This is a genomic window from Thiomonas sp., assembly GCF_034007205.1.
Classification (GTDB): domain Bacteria; phylum Pseudomonadota; class Gammaproteobacteria; order Burkholderiales; family Burkholderiaceae_C; genus Thiomonas.
Window position 1 is genome coordinate 86,606 of record NZ_JAVERI010000005.1, and the last position, 20,289, is coordinate 106,894.

Annotated in this window: 16 protein-coding genes, 1 pseudogene and 1 riboswitch; of the genes and pseudogenes, 4 read left to right on the forward strand and 13 right to left on the reverse strand. The window is 66.9% G+C overall.

From position 1 onward, the window contains the following. Nucleotide 1: 1 nt before the first annotated feature. Genes RBR52_RS05770 through apbC form a run of 3 tightly spaced genes read right to left on the reverse strand, consistent with a single transcriptional unit; the run spans nt 2 to nt 5,718 of the window. Nucleotides 2-955, reverse strand: coding sequence for a 1-phosphofructokinase family hexose kinase (locus RBR52_RS05770; protein WP_320376245.1), 954 nt, complete (start codon nt 953-955; stop codon nt 2-4). A gap of 29 nt (nt 956-984) precedes the next feature. Next, nucleotides 985-4,605: a hydantoinase B/oxoprolinase family protein gene (locus tag RBR52_RS05775; protein WP_320376246.1), complete on the reverse strand. Its 3,621-nt coding sequence runs from the start codon at nt 4,603-4,605 to the stop codon at nt 985-987. A gap of 21 nt (nt 4,606-4,626) precedes the next feature. Next, the gene (gene apbC / locus RBR52_RS05780) at nt 4,627-5,718 is read right to left on the reverse strand and encodes an iron-sulfur cluster carrier protein ApbC (RefSeq protein WP_320376247.1); all 1,092 of its coding nucleotides are present in this window, start codon (nt 5,716-5,718) and stop codon (nt 4,627-4,629) included. A gap of 123 nt (nt 5,719-5,841) precedes the next feature. Between apbC and RBR52_RS05785 the strand changes: the two genes are divergently transcribed. Beyond that, nucleotides 5,842-7,062: an MFS transporter gene (locus RBR52_RS05785; RefSeq protein ID WP_320376248.1), complete on the forward strand. Its 1,221-nt coding sequence runs from the start codon at nt 5,842-5,844 to the stop codon at nt 7,060-7,062. Here the strand turns inward: RBR52_RS05785 and metF are convergent. The 7 genes from metF to RBR52_RS05820 all read right to left on the reverse strand — a co-directional run bounded on the left by metF (nt 7,059) and on the right by RBR52_RS05820 (nt 14,338). After that, complete coding sequence (gene metF, locus RBR52_RS05790; protein ID WP_320376249.1) at nt 7,059-7,910, reverse strand: methylenetetrahydrofolate reductase [NAD(P)H]; 852 nt, start codon at nt 7,908-7,910, stop codon at nt 7,059-7,061. The two genes, RBR52_RS05785 and metF, sit on opposite strands and share 4 nt — an antisense overlap. Before the next feature lie 5 nt (nt 7,911-7,915). Beyond that, nucleotides 7,916-9,334 carry an adenosylhomocysteinase gene (gene ahcY / locus RBR52_RS05795; protein WP_320376250.1) on the reverse strand — a complete coding sequence of 473 codons (1,419 nt, stop codon included), beginning with the start codon at nt 9,332-9,334 and terminating at the stop codon, nt 7,916-7,918. Nucleotides 9,335-9,393: 59 nt separating this feature from the next. Next, a riboswitch (S-adenosyl-L-homocysteine riboswitch) is annotated at nt 9,394-9,513 on the reverse strand. A gap of 55 nt (nt 9,514-9,568) precedes the next feature. After that, on the reverse strand, nt 9,569-10,948 hold the full coding sequence (locus tag RBR52_RS05800) for an alpha,alpha-trehalose-phosphate synthase (UDP-forming) (RefSeq protein ID WP_320376251.1): 1,380 nt from the start codon (nt 10,946-10,948) through the stop codon (nt 9,569-9,571). Further along, the gene (locus tag RBR52_RS05805; RefSeq protein ID WP_320376252.1) at nt 10,948-12,759 is read right to left on the reverse strand and encodes a glycoside hydrolase family 15 protein; all 1,812 of its coding nucleotides are present in this window, start codon (nt 12,757-12,759) and stop codon (nt 10,948-10,950) included. Before RBR52_RS05805 ends, RBR52_RS05800 begins: the two co-directional genes overlap by 1 nt. Next, complete coding sequence (gene otsB, locus RBR52_RS05810) at nt 12,756-13,499, reverse strand: trehalose-phosphatase (protein WP_320376253.1); 744 nt, start codon at nt 13,497-13,499, stop codon at nt 12,756-12,758. The genes RBR52_RS05805 and otsB overlap by 4 nt, the downstream gene beginning before the upstream one ends. Before the next feature lie 154 nt (nt 13,500-13,653). Beyond that, the gene (locus tag RBR52_RS05815) at nt 13,654-14,097 is read right to left on the reverse strand and encodes a putative toxin-antitoxin system toxin component, PIN family (protein WP_320376254.1); all 444 of its coding nucleotides are present in this window, start codon (nt 14,095-14,097) and stop codon (nt 13,654-13,656) included. Further along, nucleotides 14,087-14,338, reverse strand: coding sequence for a type II toxin-antitoxin system Phd/YefM family antitoxin (locus tag RBR52_RS05820; RefSeq protein ID WP_320376255.1), 252 nt, complete (start codon nt 14,336-14,338; stop codon nt 14,087-14,089). Before RBR52_RS05820 ends, RBR52_RS05815 begins: the two co-directional genes overlap by 11 nt. A 252-nt stretch (nt 14,339-14,590) precedes the next feature. On the opposite strand from RBR52_RS05820, the gene RBR52_RS05825 reads away from it, so the two are divergent. Continuing rightward, nucleotides 14,591-15,604 (forward strand): IS110 family transposase, encoded by a 1,014-nt coding sequence (locus RBR52_RS05825; RefSeq protein WP_320376256.1) that lies wholly within the window; start codon nt 14,591-14,593, stop codon nt 15,602-15,604. Between the two features lie 484 nt (nt 15,605-16,088). Here RBR52_RS05825 and RBR52_RS05830 read toward each other — a convergent pair whose 3' ends face one another. Genes RBR52_RS05830 through RBR52_RS05840 form a run of 3 tightly spaced genes read right to left on the reverse strand, consistent with a single transcriptional unit; the run spans nt 16,089 to nt 18,301 of the window. Next, nucleotides 16,089-16,898, reverse strand: a complete 810-nt coding sequence (locus RBR52_RS05830) for an SDR family oxidoreductase (RefSeq protein WP_320376257.1) — start codon at nt 16,896-16,898, stop codon at nt 16,089-16,091. After that, the gene (locus RBR52_RS05835; protein ID WP_320376258.1) at nt 16,895-17,881 is read right to left on the reverse strand and encodes an aldo/keto reductase; all 987 of its coding nucleotides are present in this window, start codon (nt 17,879-17,881) and stop codon (nt 16,895-16,897) included. Before RBR52_RS05835 ends, RBR52_RS05830 begins: the two co-directional genes overlap by 4 nt. A 51-nt stretch (nt 17,882-17,932) precedes the next feature. Next, complete coding sequence (locus RBR52_RS05840) at nt 17,933-18,301, reverse strand: lysophospholipid acyltransferase family protein (RefSeq protein WP_320376259.1); 369 nt, start codon at nt 18,299-18,301, stop codon at nt 17,933-17,935. An 88-nt stretch (nt 18,302-18,389) separates the two neighbouring features. Between RBR52_RS05840 and istA the strand changes: the two genes are divergently transcribed. Continuing rightward, the gene (istA, locus tag RBR52_RS05845; protein ID WP_320376260.1) at nt 18,390-19,910 is read left to right on the forward strand and encodes an IS21 family transposase; all 1,521 of its coding nucleotides are present in this window, start codon (nt 18,390-18,392) and stop codon (nt 19,908-19,910) included. Then, nucleotides 19,903-20,259: pseudogene (locus RBR52_RS05850) on the forward strand (ATP-binding protein); the annotation flags it as partial. The gene istA and the pseudogene RBR52_RS05850, both read left to right, overlap by 8 nt. Between the last annotated feature and the right edge of the window lie 30 nt (nt 20,260-20,289).

Genomic DNA, 20,289 nt, shown 5'->3' on the forward strand with positions numbered 1-20,289 from the left:
TTCATCCGATCCGCTGCACCACGGTGCGGCCCTTCAGTTCTGCCAGGCGCAGCGGGTCGAACAATTCGGTGCCCGGCTGCTCCGAGGTGCCGCTGCCGCAGGCCAGGGCGAGGCGCAGCGCTTCGGCAGGCGTTTCACCGCGCGACAGGGCGGCGACCAGACCGCCGACCATCGAATCGCCCGCGCCGACGGTGGACACGACCTGCACCTGCGGCGCCTGCCCGATGTAAGTCTCGGCACCGACCAGCACCGCGCCCTCGCCGCCCATCGAGACGCAGACCCAGTCCACGCCCTGCGCATGCAGGGTGGCGGCTGCGCGCAGCACGTCGTCTCGCGTGGGCAGGGGTCGGCCCAGCAGTTGTTCGAGTTCGAAGCGGTTGGGCTTGATGAGGTAGGGCCGCGCGGCCACGGCCTGCGCCAGCGCCTCGCCCCGCGCGTCCACCACGGGCCTTGCGCCCTGCGCCCGCAGGGCAGTGCACAGTTCGGCGTAGTAGGACGTCGGCACACCCGGCGAGCGTGAGCCGGTGAGCACGGCGTAACCCCTGCCCGTCAGCGCGAGCACTTCGGCGCTGATGCGGTCCAGCGTGGGCTCATCGATCACCGGGCCGGCGGCGCTGACCTCGAACTGGGCGCGCGGCTGGCGCTGCTGCAGGGTGGTGTTGATGCGGGTTTCGCCGTCGATGCGCACCAGATGCGGGTGGTCGATCTGGCCGCGAATCAGACGCTCGAACAGCAGCCCGATTTCGCCCGCCACCGTGGCGCAGGCCCACGCCGGGGCGCGCAGCCGCTTGAGCGCGCGCGCCACGTTGATGCCGTTGCCGCCCGGATCGAGCCGGGTGGCGATGGCGTGGACTTTCTGGTCTTCGATGAGTTGCGGGATGTCGTAGCTCACGTCCACGCAGGGGTTGAGCGTGAGGGTGACGATGGGCGGCGTATCGGCCAGGACAGGGGTCATGCGGTTCCTCGGTTCAACGGTTCAAATCCTCAACCATAACCGCCGCCGCCCGGCGTTTCGATGATGAACACATCGCCCGGCTGCATTTCTGCGCTGGCGCAAGCCGGCAGCGGCTCGATGCGGCCATCGGCGCGCTCGATGCGGTTGGCGCCCACCGCGCCGGGCGCGCCGCACGCCATGCCGAAGGCCGGCACGCGGCGACCGTTGGACAGAATGCCCGCGCTCATGGGTTCCAAAAAACGGATGCGCCGCACGCCGCCATTACCGCCGCGCCAGCGCCCTGCTCCGCCCGTACCGGGGCGAATGGCGAAACTCTCCAGCCGCACCGGGTAGCGCCATTCCAGCACTTCGGGGTCGGTCAAGCGGGAGTTGGTCATGTGGTTCTGCACCACGTCGGCGCCGTCGAAACCGCCGGTGAGCCGGCCTTGCGCGTCGAACAGGCCGCCTGCGCCCGAGCCTCCGGCAAGGGTCTCGTAATACTGATGCCGCGCATTGCCGAAGGTGAAGTTGTTCATGGTGCACTGGCTCGCAGCCTGCACGCCCAGGGCACCGAACAGCGCATTGGTCACGGCCATGCTGACCTCCACATTGCCCGCGACCACGGCGGCCGGCGGGCGCGGGCAGAGCATCGAGCCCTCGGGCACGATGAGGTGCAGGGGCTTGAGGCAGCCGGCGTTGAGCGGAATGTCGTCATCGACCAGACAGCGAAACACGTACAGCACCGCCGCCACCGTGACGGCCCTGGGCGCGTTGAAGTTGTCGGGCTGTTGCGGGGAGGTGCCGGTGAAGTCGATCACGGCCTCGCGCCGCTCGCGGTCGACGCGAATGGCCACGCGGATTCTCGCGCCGCTGTCGAGTTCGAGGCTGAAAGCACCGTCGTGCAGCGCGCCGATCACCCGCCGTACCGCTGCCTCGGCGTTGTCCTGCACATGCTGCATATAGGCCTGCACCACGTTCAGGCCATAATCGGCCACCAGCCTGCGCAGCTCGTGCGCGCCGGTCTGGTTGGCCGCGATCTGCGCCTTGAGGTCGGCGAGGTTCTGCTGCGGGTTACGCGCCGGCCATGCGCCCTGCGCAAGCAAGGCCAGCACTTCGGCTTCGCGCAAGCGGCCTGCTTCCACCAGCCTGAAGTTGTCGATCACCACGCCCTCTTCGAGAATGCTGCGCGAGAACGGCGGCATCGAGCCGGGCGTGATGCCGCCGATGTCGGCATGGTGGCCGCGCGAACCCACGTAGAACAGCACCTCTGCTCCGTCATCGTCGAACACCGGCGTGACCACGGTGACATCGGGCAGATGCGTGCCGCCGTGATAGGGGTCGTTGAGCATGAACACATCGCCGGGACGCAGGGTGGCGTGGTTCTCGCGGATGACCGTCTGGATGCTCTCGCCCATCGACCCGAGATGCACCGGCATGTGCGGCGCATTGGCGATGAGCTGGCCCTGGCTGTCGAACAGCGCGCAGGAAAAATCCAGCCGCTCCTTGATGTTGACCGAGACCGCGGTGTTCTGCAGTTGCACCCCCATCTGCTCGGCGATGTGCATGAACTGGTTGTTGAACAGTTCCAGCCGCACCGGATCGGGCGCGGTATCGGCCTGCCCTACGCGCGCCTGGGCCGACTGCCTTTGAAGCTCCACATGACCGGCTGCGGTGATGCGCGCCCGCCAGCCCGGCTCGACGAGGACCGTGGTGTGGGCATCGATGAACAGCGCCGGGCCGTCGATGTGCTGCCCCGGCAGCGCGTCGGCCCGGCGTACCAGCGCGGCATGCTGCCAGCGCCCGCCGATGAACACGGGCAGTCCGGCCTGCACGCTCATCTCGCCCGGCGTCTCGGGCTGCATCGCCTCGTTCGCCACAGAAGTGCCGCCGCCTGCGGCTTCGACCGTCAGCGCTTCGACCACCAGGCCGCGCTCGGGCATGAGGTGGGCAAAGCGTTGCAGATAGCCGCGCTCGAATTCGGCGCGCATCGCCGCCGGGTGTTGCAAGGTCACCGGCAGCGCGGCCTCGCTGCCCGCATAGCGCAGCAGCGCCTGCACCCGCAGCCGGATGCTTTCGGCGTGCACCCCCTGCGCCAGCAGTTCCTGCAGCGCCTGATCCGCCAGTTCATCGCGCAGCGCATGCAGCCGCGGCATCAGCTCGTCGTGCAAGGGCGCCTCGACGCTGTGCTGCCGCAGCGCGGTTTGCTCGGCCAGCCCCATGCCATAGGCGGAAAGCACCCCGGCGAAGCGGTGTATGAACACCCGCTGCATGCCCAGCGCAGCGGCCACGCTGCAGGCATGCTGCGCGCCGGCGCCGCCAAAACACTGCAGCACATAAGACGCCACGTCATGTCCGCGCGCCAGCGAAATGCGCTTGATCGCCCCGGCCATGGCCTGCACCGCAATGGCGAGATAGCCCTCGGCCACACCCTCCGGGGTCTGCGGCAGGCCGGTATCTTGAGCGATGCGCGCGGCCAGTTCGGTGAAACGCTGGCGCACCACCTGGGCATCCAGCGGTTCATCGGCGCGCGGCCCGAACACGAAGGGAAAATGCTCGGGGCGAATGCGCCCCAGCAGCACATTCGCATCGGTGATGGTCAGCGGCCCGCCGCGGCGGTAGCAGGCCGGGCCGGGGTTGGCGCCGGCCGAGTCGGGCCCCACGCGCAGCCGGGCGCCGTCGAAGTGCAGAATGGAACTACCCCCCGCCGCAACGGTGTGGATGTGCAGCATCGGCGCGCGCACCCGCACCCCGGCCACCTCGGTATCGAACACCCGCTCGAACTCACCGGCGTAATGCGACACGTCGGTGGACGTGCCGCCCATGTCGAAGCCGATGACCTTGGCATGGCCCGCCTGCTCCGCGGTGCGCGCCATGCCGACGATGCCGCCCGCCGGGCCTGACAGAATCGCATCCTTCCCATGAAAGGAGTGCGCCTCGGTCAAGCCCCCGCTGGACTGCATGAACAGCAGCTTCACCCCCGGCATCTCGGCAGCCACCTGATCGACGTAGCGCTGCAGGATGGGCGAGAGATAGGCGTCGACCACCGTGGTGTCGCCGCGCGAGACGAATTTCATCAGCGGGCTGCTCTGGTGCGATGTGCTCACCTGCGTGAAGCCGATGTCGCGTGCGATGCGCGCCGCAGCCTGTTCATGCGCGGTGTAGCGCCAGCCGTGCATGAACACGATGGCCGCCGTGCGCAGCCCGGAGCCGAAAGCGTCCTGCAGTTCGCGCCGCAGCGCGCTTTCATCGAGCGGCTGCAACACCGTGCCGTCCGCGCCCACGCGTTCCTGTGCCTCGATGACCCGCTGATAAAGCATCTCCGGCAGCACGATGCGGCGATCGAACAGCCTGGGCCGGTTCTGATAGCCGATGCGCAGCGCATCGCCAAACCCGCGCGTGGTCACCAGCACCAGCGGCTCGCCCTTGCGCTCCAGCAGGGCGTTGGTCGCCACCGTGGTGCCCATGCGCACGCTGTGCACCAGCTCGGGCGTGATCAGTCCATCAGGCGGCAAACCCAGCAATTGGCGCATGCCCGCCACCGCCGCGTCGCGGTACTGCTCCGGGTTCTCCGACAGCAGCTTGTGCGTCTCCAAGCCCCCATCGGGCCGGCGCGCGACGATGTCGGTGAACGTGCCGCCGCGGTCGATCCAGAATTGCCAGCGGGCAGTCATGGCGGCTCGCCTCGGACGACTTCAGCTGTTCTGCACGCTGATGGTCGGGAAGCGGGCGGAATAGTCGCGGCCTTGCTGCGCCACTTTCACGGCAACGGCGCGGGCGATCGACTTGTAGCTTTGCGCGATTGCGCCTTCCGGATCGGACACCACGCTGGGGCGACCCGAATCGGCCTGTTCGCGGATGCGGATGTCCAGCGGCAGGCCGCCCAGATAATCGACGCCGTAGTCGGCGCTCATGCGCTGACCGCCGCCCTCGCCGAAAACATGTTCGACATGGCCGCAGTTCGTGCACACATGCATGGCCATGTTCTCCACGATGCCCAGAATGGACACGCCGACCTTCTCGAACATTTTCAACCCCTTGCGCGCGTCGAGCAGGGCGATGTCCTGCGGCGTGGTGACGATGACGGCGCCGGTCAGCGGCACGCGCTGGCTCAGGGTCAGTTGAATGTCGCCGGTTCCCGGCGGCATGTCGACGACGAGGTAGTCGAGGTCCTGCCAGGTGGTCTGGCGCAGCAGTTGTTCCAGCGCCTGCGTGGCCATCGGGCCGCGCCAGATCATCGGATTGTCCTGGTCGATGAGAAAACCGATGGACATGACCTGCACGCCATAGTTTTCCATCGGCTCCATGCTCTTGCCGTCGGCGCTTTGCGGCTGGCCGGAAATGCCCATCATCATCGGCAGCGACGGGCCGTAGATGTCGGCATCGAGCAGGCCGACGCGCGCGCCCTCCGCAGCCAGCGCCAGCGCCAGGTTGACCGCCGTGGTGCTCTTGCCCACCCCGCCCTTGCCCGATGCCACCGCAATGATGTTCTTCACTTCGGGCAGCGGCTTGAGCCCACGCTGCACCGCGTGCGGCAGCACGTTGCTGCGCACCGTGACCGAGACGTTCTGCACTCCGGGCACGGCGCGCAGCGCGGCGATGACCTGCTTCTGAAGATCGGCGTGCAGGCTGCGCGCCGGGTAGCCGAGTTCGACCTCCAGCGACACGTCGCCGCCATCCACACGCAGATTCCTGATGGCCTTTTCCGCGACCAGCGAAGCGCCGGTCTGCGGGTCTTGAAGGGTTTGCAGCGCGGCTTGAACCGCGGAATCGAGAGCTTGAGACATGGTCAGGAGAACAAGATGAAATCGAAGACATTGCAGTGTAGGGCCGGGCGGGCCCGGGTGAAGTCCTCCGGCAAGCAGCCGTTTTGATGCACCGCGACAATACCGAATATAAAAAACAGCTCCATGTCGACAAACCCATCTCCCTCCCCCCGGCAGACCACCGCACACCCGCCGCTTTCGCGCCATTTCATCGGCTTCATGGCGCTGGCCTGCGGCATATCGGTAGCCAACATCTACTACGCCCAGCCGCTGCTGGAGCAGTTCGCGCGGCAGTTCCACACCACGGTGGCCGGCGTGGCGGCGGTGCCCTCGGCCACGCAGATCGGTTACGCCGCCGGGCTGCTGCTCCTCGGCCCGCTGGGCGACCGGCATGCGCGACACCGGGTGATTCTGATCATGGCCGCGCTGCTCGTTCCGGCCTTGATCGGCGCCGCGCTGGCGCCCAGCGTCGCCATCCTGGCCACGGCCTCTTTCGCCATCGGCATGCTCTCCAGCATTGCGCAGCAGATCATCCCGATGGTGGCGCACCTCGCGCCGCCGCAGGCGCGCGGCAAGGCCATCGGCCTGGTGATGAGCGGCCTGCTGGTGGGCATTCTGGGCGGGCGGGTGCTGGCAGGCGGCATCGCGGCGCTGCTGAACTGGCAGGCGGTGTTCGGCTTTGCCACACTGGTGAACATCGGCATGGGGATCATGCTCTGGCGCGTGCTGCCGCGTCTGCCGGTCGATGCGCACGCCACCAACCAGAGCTATGCCGCCCTGCTCGGCTCCACCCTGAAGCAGTTCACCCTGCACCGCGATCTGCGCCTTGCCGGCATCACCGGCGGGCTGTTTTTCGCCAGCTTCAGCGTGTTCTGGGTGGGGCTCACGCCGCTGCTGCAGAGCCCGGCCTATGGCTACGGTCCTGCGGCGGTGGGCGCATTCGGCATTCTGGGCATCATGGGCGCCACCGTGGCGCCGATCTCCGGCCGCCATTCCGACAAGCCGGGCGGACCGCGCCGCGTGCTGTTCGTCGCCCTGGCGCTCACCGTGCTGTCATGGGCCTTGTTCGCGCCGGGCACGCACGGGCTGTGGTGGCTGATCGCCGGGGTGCTGGTGCTCGACGCCGGGGTGCAGGGCGCGCAGATCGCCAACCAGACCCGCATCTACGCCCTGGACGCAGCGGCGCGCAGCCGCATCAACGCCGTGTACATGACGCTGTATTTCATCGGCGGCTCGGTGGGATCGTTCGTCGCCAGCCATGCGTGGACGGCGGGCGGCTGGCTCGCGGTGACCGCAGCGGGCGCAGGCTTCGCGCTGGCGGCGCTGCTGCTGCATGCCGCCAGCGGCCCGCCCAGAACCGCTTAACGTCCGAGATCGTCGAGCACGGCCAGCGTGGCTTCGGCCTGGTTCAGGGTGTAGAAATGCAGCCCTGGGGCGCCGCTGGCGATGAGTTCTTCGCACAGGCTGCTCACGACCTCGCGGCCAAAGGCGCGGATGCTCTCTCGGTCGTCGCCATAGCTCTGCAGACGCAACCTGATCCAGCGCGGAATCTCCGCGCCGCACACTTCGGAGAAACGCAGGAGCTGGCTGGAATTGGTGATGGGCATGATGCCCGGCACCACCGGCACATCGAGGCCGAGCGCGCGCACGTCGTCGACGAAGCGGCGGTACGCCGCTGCGTTAAAGAAATACTGCGTGATGGCCGAGTTCGCCCCGGCGCGCACCTTGTCGGCGAAATGGCGCATATCGTCCTGCGGGCTCCTGGCCTGCGGATGCATTTCGGGATAGGCGGCCACTTCGATGTGAAACGCGTTGCCCGTCTCGTCTCGGATGAACGCCACCAGATCGCGGGCGTGATGGAACTCGCCGCCCATGCCGTACCCCGAAGGCAGGTCGCCGCGCAGCGCGACGATGCGGCGCACGCCGGCGGCGCGAAAGCTCTGCAGATGCGCTCGCACCGAGTCGCGGCTGGCGCCGATGCAAGACAGATGCGGCGCGGCGTCCACGCCTTCGGCGAGGATGTCGCGCACCGTCTGCAGCGTGCCTTCCTGCGTGGAGCCGCCGGCGCCGAAGGTCACCGAGCAGAACTCGGGCCGGCGCGCGTACAGGCGCAGCCGCACGGCCCGGAGCTTGTCCGCGCCCTCCGGTGTCTTGGGCGGAAAGAACTCGAAGCTGATCGACGGCCGAGGAGAAACCGATTGTGCGCAGACCATACGCATCAGTACCGGTAGTGAGCCGGCTTGTACGGCCCCTCCTTGGGCACGTTGATATAGGCCGCCTGTTGATCGGTCAGCGTGGTGAGCTGCACATCGAGGGTGCTGAGCTGCAGCCGCGCGACATGCTCGTCGAGGTGCTTGGGCAGGGTGTACACGCCCACGGGATATTCGCCGGCCTTGGTGAACAGCTCGATCTGCGCCAGGGTCTGGTTGGCGAAGCTCGAACTCATCACATAGCTGGGATGACCCGTGCCACAGCCCAGGTTCACCAGTCGGCCCTTGGCCAGCAGGATGATGCGCTTGCCGTCCGGGAAGATGATGTGATCGACCTGCGGCTTGATCTCTTCCCACTGATACTGCTCGATACCCGCCACGTCGATCTCGTTGTCGAAGTGGCCGATATTGCAGACGATGGCCTGATTCTTCATCCGCGCCATGTGGTCGTGGGTGATGACGTGATAGTTGCCGGTGGCGGTGACGAAAATGTCGCCCTTGTCGGCGGCGTAGTCCATGGTCACCACGCGGTAGCCTTCCATTGCCGCCTGCAGCGCGCAGATCGGGTCGATCTCGGTCACCCAGACGTTGGCGCGCAGCGCGCGCAGCGCCTGCGCGCTGCCCTTGCCGACGTCGCCGTAGCCGCAGACCACGGCGATCTTGCCGGCGACCATCACATCGGTGGCGCGCTTGATGCCGTCGACCAGGCTTTCGCGGCAGCCGTAGAGGTTGTCGAACTTGCTTTTGGTGACGCTGTCGTTGACGTTGATCGCGGGGAACTTGAGCTCGCCGCGCTGGTGCATCTGGTAGAGGCGATGCACCCCGGTGGTGGTCTCCTCGGTGACGCCCAAGATGCGCGCCAGGCGGGTGGAGTACCACTTGGGGTCGATCGCCAGCCGCGCCTTGATCGCGGCGTACAGCACGCGCTCTTCCTCGCTGGTCGGGTTGGCCAGCACCGCGGCATCGGCCTCGGCCCGCGCGCCCAGATGCAGCAGCAGCGTGGCGTCGCCGCCGTCGTCCAGGATCATGTTCGAGTAGCCGCCGTCGGGCCAGTCGAAAATGCGGTGGGTGTATTGCCAGTAGTCTTCGAGCGACTCGCCCTTGACCGCGAACACCGGCGTGCCACCCGCCGCGATCGCCGCAGCCGCATGGTCCTGGGTGGAAAAGATATTGCACGAAGCCCAGCGCACCTGCGCACCCAGCGCCTGCAAGGTTTCGATCAGCACCGCGGTCTGGATGGTCATGTGCAGGCTGCCGCTGATGCGCGCGCCGCGCAGCGGCCGCGTCGCGGCGTATTGCGCGCGGATGGCCATCAGCGCGGGCATCTCGCTCTCGGCAATGGCGATTTCGCGCCGGCCCCAGTCGGCCAGGCCGATGTCGGCAATGCAAAAATCGGAAAAGTTTTTCAAATCGACCCCAGCGTTCATACAGACTCCGAACAAAGTGGCCGGGAACGGATGCACACCGCATCCCGCGCCCGGCACGGGTTGGGTGAGCGCCGTTGAAGGAAAGCCGCCAGCAAGGTGAAGCGGCCAGCGATCCAAGCCCCGAGCCTGGCGACGGCGCTGCCGAACCGGCACGCCGTGTTGCAACGCTCCTCGGGACGCAGCATTGTAGAGCCCTGTGGCAAGCCCGACCGCCATCGCGCGCAAGCGTCGGATTCAACCGGCCTGCGTCAGGGTGTCGAGGAACTGCCGGCGCCACCAGTGCACGTCGTGCCGGCGGATTTCGGCCATCAGCCGCTCGTGGCGCTGGCGGCGCTCATCGAGCGGCATCTGCAGCGCGAACTGGATGGCGTCGGCCGTCTGCTGCGTCGCGTAGGGGTTGACGAGCACGGCGTCGCGCAACTGCTCGGCCGCGCCGGCGAAGCGCGACAGCACCAGCACACCGGGGTCGGCCGGGTCCTGCACCGCGAGGAATTCCTTGGCCACCAGGTTCATGCCGTCACGCAGCGGCGTGACCAGCGCGACGCGGGAGGCGCGGTACAGCGCGGGGATGCGGCGTCTGGCGACGGTGCGGTGGATGTAGCGCACCGGCATCCAGTCGAGTTCGCCGTAGTCGCCATTGATCGCCCCGCACAGCCCTTCGAGCTCGGCTTTGAGGTCGGCGTAGGCGCCTACCCCCTCCCGCGACGGCGCCGCGACCTGAATCAGCGTGGCGCGGTTGCGGTTTTCCGGGTAGCGCAGCAGCAGGCTGCGAAACGCCCGCAGCCGCTGTGGAAGTCCCTTGGAATAATCGAGGCGGTCGACGCCGACGAGCAGTTGCCGGCGCGAATACTGCTCGCGCAGCGTCGCCAGCGTCTCGCGCGCATCGCGCCCCTCGGCCAGCGCCTGGAACTCGCGCACGTCCAGGCCGATCGGGAATGCGCCGGCGCGCAGCCGGCGTCCGAAGCCCAGGAACAGGCCGTCGCCGGCGACGTCTACCCGCGCCTCCTGCAGCATATAGCTCTCGAAATGCGTCAGGTCGGCCTGGCTCTGGAAGCCGACCAGGTCGTAGGCAAACAGGGCGCGCATCAGCCAGTCGTGCTCGGGGATGGCGGCGAGGATCAGCGGCGGCGGCAGCGGGATGTGCAGGAAAAAACCGATGCGATGGCCGCTTCCCAATGCGCGCAGCTCGGACGCGAACGGAATCAGGTGATAGTCGTGCACCCAGATGACGTCGTCGGGGCGCAGCAGCGGCAGCAGCTTGCGCGCGAACAACTGGTTGACGCGGCGATAGCGGTCGGCGTAGCCGGCGTCGAAGTCGGCGAGATCGAGCCGGTAATGGAACACTGGCCACAGCACCGCGTTGCTGTAGCCGAAGTAGTACGCCTGCACGTCGTCGCGGCAGATGTCCACCGTGGCGAGCGTCACCCCGCCGTGGCGCTGCGTGCGCACCGGCAGGTCGGAGGCGCCGTCGCGCACGTCGGCGGCAATGCCGCTCCAGCCGAACCACAACCCGCCCGATTCGCGCAACGCGTCTCCGAGGGCGACAGCGAGCCCGCCGGCGGCGGGCTTGCGCGGATCGGCCACACGGTTGGAGACGACGACCAGCCTGGGCATCAGATGACCGTCTCCCACTTGTCCGACAGTCGCACCGCGGCGTTGATCAGCCCGGCCATCGAATACGTCTGCGGAAAATTGCCCCACGCCTCGCCAGTGCCCGGATGCGTGTCCTCGGACATCAGCCCGAGGTGGTTGCGCGCCGCGAGCATGGCCTCGAAGATCTCGCGCGCCTGCTCCCTGCGGCCGATCCGCGCCAGCGCGTCGATGCGCCAGAAGCTGCAGACGTTGAACGCCACCTCCGGTGCCCCGAAGTCGTCGGGCTCCTCGTAGCGCCGCATGTACGGGCCGTCGCACAGCGTCGCCTCGAGCGCGTCGACCGTCGAGACGAAGCGCGGATCGCGCGGGTCGATCATCCCCACCTCGGCCATCAGCAACACGCTGGCGTCGAGATACTCACCGCCCAGGCTTTCGACGAACGCTCCGCGCCTGGCGTTCCAAGCCTGCGTCAGCAGCAGGTCGCGCATTCCCGTCGCCTGCGATTGCCAGTGCGCCGCGCGTTCGGGAAGGTTCAGCCGCTGCGCGATTTTCGCCAGCCGGTCGCATGCCGCCCAGCACATCAGCAGCGACGAGGTGTGGACGCGCTTGCGCGTGCGCAGCTCCCACATTCCCGCATCCGGGGTGCGATGCACCCGCACCGCATGCCTGCCCACCGCTTCGAGACTGCGGAATTCGGCGATGCCCGCTTGGCGCAGCAGCCGCCGGTCGAAAAACGCCTGCGCCGCGCCCAGCACGATATTGCCGTAGACGTCGTGCTGCAGGTGCTCGAACGCCTGATTGCCGCTGCGCACCGGCCCCATGCCGCGATACCCCGGCAGTTCGGCGATGACGTGCTCGGTGAGGTCGCGTTCGCGGCCGATGCCGTACAGCGGCTGGATGCTGCCGCCGTCGGCGTCGACGACCACGTCGCCCAGCCAGCGCAGGTATTCCTCCATGGTCCCGACCTCGGACAGGCTGTTGAGCGCGCGCACGACGAAAAACGCGTCGCGCAGCCAGCAGAAGCGATAGTCCCAGTTGCGTTGCGTTCCCGGGGCCTCGGGGATGCTCGTGGTCATCGCGGCGATGATCGCGCCGGTGTCCTCGAACACGCACAGCTTGAGGGTGATCGCGGCGCGGATCACCACGTCCTGCCATTCGAGCGGAACCGCCAGCCGGCGCGACCACTCGCGCCAGTAGTCGATGGTGTCGCGCTCGAACGCCTGCGCCAGATCGTCGACATTCTGGGTGAGCGACTCGTCCGGCCCGAACACCAGGCTGATCGTCTCGTGCAGCACGAATGGCCGCTCCTGCAGGATATAGCTCAGCGGCGCGCTGGTGGTCAGTCGCAGCACCTGGTCGCCGCCGACATAGCGCAGGTGATGGCTGCCTTCGGTGATGCGCGGCGCTTCGCGCCCCCAGCCAAAGCGCGGACGCAGACGGATGCGGATGCGCGGCGCGCCCGACAGCACCCGCAGCCGCCGCACCAGCATGATCGGGCGGTAGATCCGGCCGCGCGCAAAAAACCGCGGCGCAAAGTCGGTCACCTCCACCCCATGGCCGGCGGCATCGAACAGCCGGGTGCGCAGCACCGCGGTGTTCGGCTCGTAGAACTGCTCGCTGCGCACCAGCCCTTCGAGTTCGATCGCGAACATCCCTTCGGTGGCCTGGTCACCGCCGAGCAGGGCATAGAACACCGGATCGCCGTCGAACCGCGGCACGCAGCTCCAGACGATGCGCGCCTGCGGGTCGATCAGCGCACTGGCCGCGCAGTTGCCGACGACCCCCAGCGCGAGGCTGGCGCGATCCGCGGGCAGCGAAACTTCCGCGCTCATCGCCCACCCCCGCGCTGCCCTTCGAAGCCCTCCGCCGCGCGCTCGAGCCAGCGCAGCATCTGCTCCGGCCCCGGCAGCCGGTACGCCGCGACGCTCGGCCCCTCGCCGAGCTTGACCGCGATTCCACCTTCGTCCTGGACTGCGGCGAATGCCGCCTCGTCGGTGACGTCATCGCCGAAATACCACGCCTGCCGGCCGCGAAACGGCGGCTCGGCGAGAAAGGCGCGCACCGCGCGCCCCTTGTCGACCGCCTGCGGCTTGAGTTCGACGACCATTTTGCCGCGCAGCAGCGCCATGGCCGGAACCTCGGCCGCGGCGCGTTCCATGATGTCGATGCAGTCCCGCTCCAACTGCGGCGCCAGGCGGTAATGCAGCGCCACCGCGCCCGGCTTGACCTCGACGCGCACCCCGTCGTGCCGCTCGCCAAACGAATGGAGCAGGTCGAGCGCCGGCCGCAGATCGGGCACGGCGATGCGCTGCACCCGCCCGCCAGCGTCGCGCCGCTCGGCGCCATGCACCCCCGCCGCCGGCAGGCGCAGCGGCGCCATCAGCGCATCGATCTCGGCCAGCGGACGGCCCGAGACGATGGCAATCGCCACCTCGAGGTCGAGCAGGCGCGCGACCGTGTCGATCAAACCGCGCGGCACGCGGGCCGCATCGGGCGTGGGCGCGATCTCGGCCAGCGTGCCGTCGAAGTCGAACAGCCAGGCCGGTCTGCCGCTCGGTTGCGGAAGTTCCATCCGTTCCTCCGGGAAAGATCCTGCGACGGCATATCGTACCGTCGTCATATGCTGCGCACAGTCCCTCCTTGAGCCGCTTGGGGCTGCAGGCCAGCTTCTAACTTTACGAGCTGAATGCTATGAAGCCAGACCTGACCCCGATCCCTTGCCCGAGCTATGGAAACTCTGCATGCCGCACGGCCTGCGCTGGCGTGAGGATGCGCAATCCGTCGGGAGGCGAATTCACCCGCAGCAGGTCTTGGTCGCCCGTCACCAGCCACAACGCTTGCGCCGCTTCGGCTGCGTGGATGAAAGCGTCGTCGTCGGGATCGCTGCTGAACGTCTGGGCAGCCAGTCCGGGCGGAACATCGACCCAAAGGGCTGCGGCGCCCAGATCGTGCAGGAGTTGCTGCCGGATCTCGATGGACAGGTAAGGGTCGAACTTGGGCTTCCAAAGGCGAGCCTCGAGTTCGGCATGGGTGCGCGCAGTCAGCACGACCCACCCGCGCTGCAGGCCGCGGTGCACCACTTGTGCGGGCGCGCCCGACGGCGAAAGCGCGGCGCTGATCCAGACGTTGGTATCGATGACGACCCGGCGCACATCGCGCTCAGCTTTCATCGGCCAGGAGTTCGTTCAATCCCTGTTCGGTCAACCCGGACCGCTGCGCCAGCGCCGCGCTCTGTTCCAGAGTGTGTTGCAGGCGATCGGCGTAGAAGACGCGCATGGCCTCGTAGTCTTGCGCGCTGACCATCACGCCCACGACCCGGTCGTGGCGCATGACGCGCACGGGCTCGCGTTGCACCCGGTCGAGAAATTCGCCGAAACGGGTCTTGGCTTCGTTGGCGGTGTAGGTCTGCATGGGCGGCCCCTGTTCCATATCCAATGCAAGAATGACCAGATTTTACCGCGCGATTCGCTCGATTCGCGCGGCCAACGTGGTGAAGGCTTCGTCCCCTCACCCAAACGCCGTTCGCGCAGTCAGGGTTGCGTTGCAGCACAGAGTGCTATGAAGCTAGACCTGATAAACATCTAGCCTGTGGCCGGCCTCCCGAAGATGACGTAACGTCAGGGTGCGAGCCTTTGACAAGACTTCATCAACCTGGAGACCGGAATGGAACTGTACGCGGGGATTGACTTGCACTCAAACAACAGCGTCGTCGTGGTATTGGATGCGAATGACCGGGAGGTCTATCGCAAACGCCTGCCGAACGATCTGGGCATGATCGTCGAAGCACTGCAATCGTGTGGACCGATCCATGCCGTTGCTGTGGAATCCACCTTCAACTGGTACTGGCTGGTCGATGGCTTGCAGGATGCGGGCTATGACACGCGGCTCGTCAATACCGCCGCCGTCAAGCAATACGACGGCCTCAAGCACAGCGGCGATTTCAGCGATGCGCGGCAACTCGCGCACCTGTTGCGGCTGGGCATATTGCCGACCGGCTACATCTATCCGCGCAATGCGCGTGCCGTGCGCGACCTGCTGCGCAAGCGCAGCCAGCTCGTGCGCCAACGCACCACCCAGATACTCTCCATGCAGAATCTGCTTGCCCGCAACCTCGGTGTGCAAACCAGCGGCAACGAGATCAAGCGCTGGCAATCAGACAACATCGAAGCCCTCGCGCTGTTGCCCGAACAACGGCTGGCCCTGCAGAGCAACCTCGCGGTCATGCAATGCCTGGACGAGCAGATCGGCACGCTGGAAGGCGCCATTCTCAAACAGGCGCGCCTGCAACCGGCGTTCCATGCATTGCGCACCGTCAGCGGGATTGGCGAGGTACTCGCGCTGACCATCGCGCTCGAAACCGGGGATATCGGGCGCTTCCAAACACCGGGGGACTTCGCCTCTTACGCACGTACCGTCAATAGCCGACATGAGTCCAACGGCAAGAAGAAGGGTGAAGGCAACACCAAGTGTGGCAACAAGTACCTGGCCTGGGCCTTCGTCGAAGCGGCGCACTTTGCAGTGCGCTACGACGCGCAGATCAAGCGCTGGTACCAGAGGAAAGCCGGGAAGACCCTGCCGGTGGTGGCGATCAAGGCAGTGGCGCACAAACTGGCACGGGCTTGCTATCACGTCATGAAGACAGGAGAACGCTTCGAGACCGTCCGCGCCTTCAGTTAAAGAGCCATGGGGCGCTGCGCGCGAGTCAGCCATGGGGTTGGCAGAACCACAAGACCTGATTGAACGCGCACAGCGGCCCCGCCCGAGCAACATGCAACACGGTGCCCGCATTGCGAACCAGGACTGGGTAGGACGCCGCAAGGCGAGCCAAAGATCTGTGCGGGTCGGAACACGGCCTGCCGCTATTGGACGCAATGGGGAACAGAGGGTTTTCTGGGGCGGCGATGCCGCCAGGGGTCACGCAAAACATCGCGCCGGCCTTGATCCTGATGGGTGACTGGTGCGCCTGAGCGCAACCGATACATCGAGAACCAAGTGTGCCGCTTCGCGGTTGCTACGAGAAACGCAGTAAAAACGAATGCGCCTGACAGCGCAGATTTTTGTTCGCCCCTATTGACGGAGAGGGCTAATGGGTGACGGAGAGGGCTAATGGTGACCCTCATCTGTTCGCTCGTGCACATGATGTTGCGGATACCTCCCCGAATCAGGCAACGGCCCAGCCGGCATCGTCCATCGCCGCGGCGGCCGCGGCCTCCGCAACGCCAGGCTGCCAGCGGGAGGCATCGAGCCGTCGCCCGGTGACCCCGGACGCGGCATCCGAGGCCAGCCAAAGCAGCGGCGGCACGATGATGGCCGGATCGAGCAGATTCGCGCGCGCCTCCTGCGGCAATGCGTCCGGAATCATGCCCGTCGCCGTGGCGCCGCCGGGCAGCAGCGCGTTGACCGTCACGCCGGTGCCTTCGAGATCCTGCGCCCAGATGATGGTCTCCGACTCCAGCGCCGCCTTCGACGGGCCGTAGGGCGAGAAGCCGCGCCGGCGCATCGTGGCGTGGTTCATGGTGATGTTGACGATGCGCCCGCGGCCTGCGGCGATCATGCCCGGCACCGCCGCGCGCGCCATCAGGAACGGCCCGTTGACGTTGGTATCGATCACCAGGCGCCAGACCTCGGGCTCGGTCTGCCAGAACCGCGTCGGCTCGGTCAGAAAGCGCTCGCTGACGTACTTCATCCCGCGGCCGGCGTTGTTGACGAGCAGGTCGAGCCGGCCGAAGCGCTCCTGCGCCAGCGCGACGACGCGCTGGCAGTCCTGCTCGCAGGTCACATCGGCGATCATGGGGATGATGCGACCGCTGGCATCCTCGGCGGCGACGGCTTCGACTTCGGTCGTCTCACGCGCGGCGGTCGCGATCACGCGTGCGCCCGCCGCGGCGAGGCCCAGTACCATCGCGCGGCCGAGCCCGCGGCCGCCGCCGGTGACGATGGCGACCTGGCCCTCGAGCCGCCCTGGGCTCACCGGTTCAGCGCCTGCATCTGCGGTGCGTCGTAGCGCAGGCCCGCGGCCGCACCCGGTGGCAGGATGCGGTCGATGCGCGCGCGGTCCTCGGCGCTGATCCGTACCTCGAGCGCGCCGACATTCTCTTCCAGCCGGCTGCGCTTCTTGGTCCCCGGGATCGGCACGATGTCCTCGCCCTGCGCGAGTAGCCAGGCCAGCGCGAGCTGGGCCGGCGTGCAGCCCTTCTCCCGCGCCATGGTCTCGATCTCGCGCACCAGGTCGAGGTTCTTCTGGAAGTTCTCGCCCTGGAAGCGCGGCGAGTGACGGCGGTAGTCGTCCTCGGGCAGATCCTCGATGCGGCGGATCTGCCCGGTGAGGAAGCCGCGGCCGAGCGGGCTGTAGGCGACATAGCCGATGCCGAGCTCGCGAACCGTGGGCAGGATCTCCTCCTCCGGTTCGCGGCTCCACAGCGAGTATTCGGTCTGCAGCGCGCTGATCGGGTGCACGGCGTGCGCGCGGCGGATGGTCTGCGGCGCCGCTTCGGACAGCCCGAGGTAGCGCACCTTGCCGGCCTTCACGAGCTCGGCCATCGCGCCCACCGTTTCCTCGATTGGCGTGTTCGGATCGACGCGGTGCTGGTAATAGAGGTCGATGTGGTCGACGCCCAGGCGCTGGAGCGACGCCTCGCAGGCCTGCCGCACGTATTCGGCGTCGCCGCGAATGCCGAGAAACTCGCCTTTCTCGTTGCGGACGTTGCCGAACTTGGTCGCCAGCACGACCCGGTCACGGCGGCCCGCGATCGCCTTGCCGACCAGGATCTCGTTGGTAAACGGGCCGTACATGTCGGCGGTGTCGAGGAAGGTGACACCCAGGTCGATGGCGCGGTGGATCGTCGCGAGCGCTTCGGCTTCGTCGCGGTCGGCGTAGAAGTCCGACATGCCCATACAGCCCAGGCCGAGTGCGGAAACCTCGAGACCCTCTTGGCCAAGTTTGCGTGTGTGCATCGGTAAGGTTCCTCTTTCTTTAAAATTGATCAAACGGACTTTCGACCGAGTTCACGACGGCTGTTTCCAGCGCCGGTGCACCCAATACCATTCTTGCGGTTCGGCTCGCACGACTTGCTCGATGAGCCCGCTCAGGCGCTGCAGGTCCTCGCTCAGAGTCGAGTCATCGGTCCGTTGGCTGAGCGGATATGGCGTCTGGATCGCCAACCGATGACCACCGTTTCGATGGTACATGAACATGGGAAGGATGGGTGCACCGCTGCGCCGCGCCAGTACCACCGGTCCTGTGGGAGTCCAGGCCGGTCGGCCGAAGAACGGCACCGGCAGGCCGTTGGCCGTGCTCTGATCCATGTGCATCAACACGATCCGGCCTTCGCGCAGGACCCCTAGACTGTTCGTGCCGAACGAAAATTGACCCACTTTTGAAGGTTATGCCGACGCAAAATTGACCCGGGTGTTTCACCTACCCTGCTGCTTTTTTAGGCACGGGGGAACAGGAGTGATCACCATGGACATGATTGGCAAGATCCGGCGGATGCATTTCCGCCAGAACAAATCCGTTCGAGAGATTGTCCGCAGTACGGGGCTATCGCGCAACACGGTCCGTACTTGGCTACGCCAACCGGGCGATGTCGTGCCACAGTATGCTGCGCGGCGAACACAACCCTCGCGCAAGCTCGCGCCCTATGTGGAGTGGCTCAAGCAGGCCGTGGCCCTTGATGCCCGGCGTCCCAAAGCGCAGCGACGCACAGCCAAGGCGTTGCATGCCGAGTTGAGACGACAAGGCTATGACGGCGCCTACAGCCGCGTCACCGATCTTCTGCGCGCCTGGCGACAGGCCAGTGGCACGATCCCTGTGCACGCCTTCGTGCCCTTGACGTTTGCGCTGGGCGAAGCCTTCCAGTTCGACTGGAGCGAAGAGAGCTTGGTGGTGGGCGGCATTCCGTACCGCGTGCAGGTCGCCCACGTCAAGCTGTGCGCCAGCCGTGCCTTCTGGCTGGTGGCCTATCCCAGCCAAGGTCACGAGATGCTGTTTGACGCCCATACCCAGGCGTTTGCCGCCTTCGGCGGCGTGCCGCATCGCGGCATTTATGACAACATGAAGACGGCCGTCGACAAAGTGCACCCGCGCAAGAAGCGCGACGTCAACGCCCGCTTTGCCGCGATGTGCAGCCACTATCTGTTCGACCCCGACTTCTGCAACGTCGCCTCCGGTTGGGAGAAAGGGGTCGTCGAGAAGAACGTCCAGGACAGCAGGCGGCGCGTGTGGATTGAGGCCCAGTCAACGCCTTGGCGTTCCTTTGCCGAACTCAATGCCTGGCTGGGCATGCGCTGCCGGGCCTTGTGGCAGGAGATCTGCCATCCCGAGTTCAGTCAGTTCACCGTGGCCGAGATGCTCGAGCACGAGCAGCCCCACCTCATGCCCATGCCCGCCGCGTTCGACGGCTATGTGGACAACACGGTCAAGGTCAGCAGCACCTGTCTGGTGGCCATTGTCGGCAATCGTTACTCCGTGCCCTGTGAGTTCGCCGGGCGGCGGGTAAGCACCCGGTTGTATCCCACCGAGGTGGCCGTGGTGCATGACGACGTGTGCGTTGCCCGTCATGCCCGACTGGCCAATCGCGGGCAGACCCTCTACGACTGGCAGCACTATGTGCCGCTGATCCAACGCAAACCGGGAGCCTTGCGCAACGGCGCACCGTTTGCCGACCTCCCCCATGCCTTACAGCAACTGCGCCAGGCGCTGCTGCGGCAAGACGGGGGCGACCGGCTCATGGCCGAGGTGCTGGCTCTGGTGCCCGCCTGCGGACTGGAGGCGGTGCTGGTGGCCGCCGATCTGGTGCTGGAGGCCACGACCCCGTCCGGGCGCATCAGCGTGGAGCATGTGGTCAACGTCATGGGGCGGCTTCAAGTCGGCCCCCGGCCTGCCGAGGTCGCCACGCTCTTGACGATGACCGATCCACCCCGCGCCGACACGGCACGCTATGACCGCTTGCGGGTGAGCGACGAGGAGCGTGATCATGCGTGAGGTCATTGCGGAATTCAAGGCGTTGCGGCTGCACGGCATGGCTGGCGCTTGGGCCGATTTGCAAGGGCTGGGGCAGAATGGCGCACTGGAAGGCGCGCAGTGGCTCGTCGAGCATTTGCTGCAGGCCGAGCAGGAAGATCGCACCGTGCGCTCGGTGCGTCATCAGATCCTTTCGGCCCGCTTCCCGGTGCACCGCGATCTGGCGGGGTTTGACTTTGACGCCTCAAGGGTCGATCGCAAGCTGGTGGGGCAACTCGCCAGCATGGCCTTTACCGAAGCCGCGCACAACATCGTGCTGGTGGGCGGGCCCGGGACGAAGCAAACAACGGGGTCAGGTCTAGCATCAATGCATCTAATCCCGCAAATCCAGACCCGACCC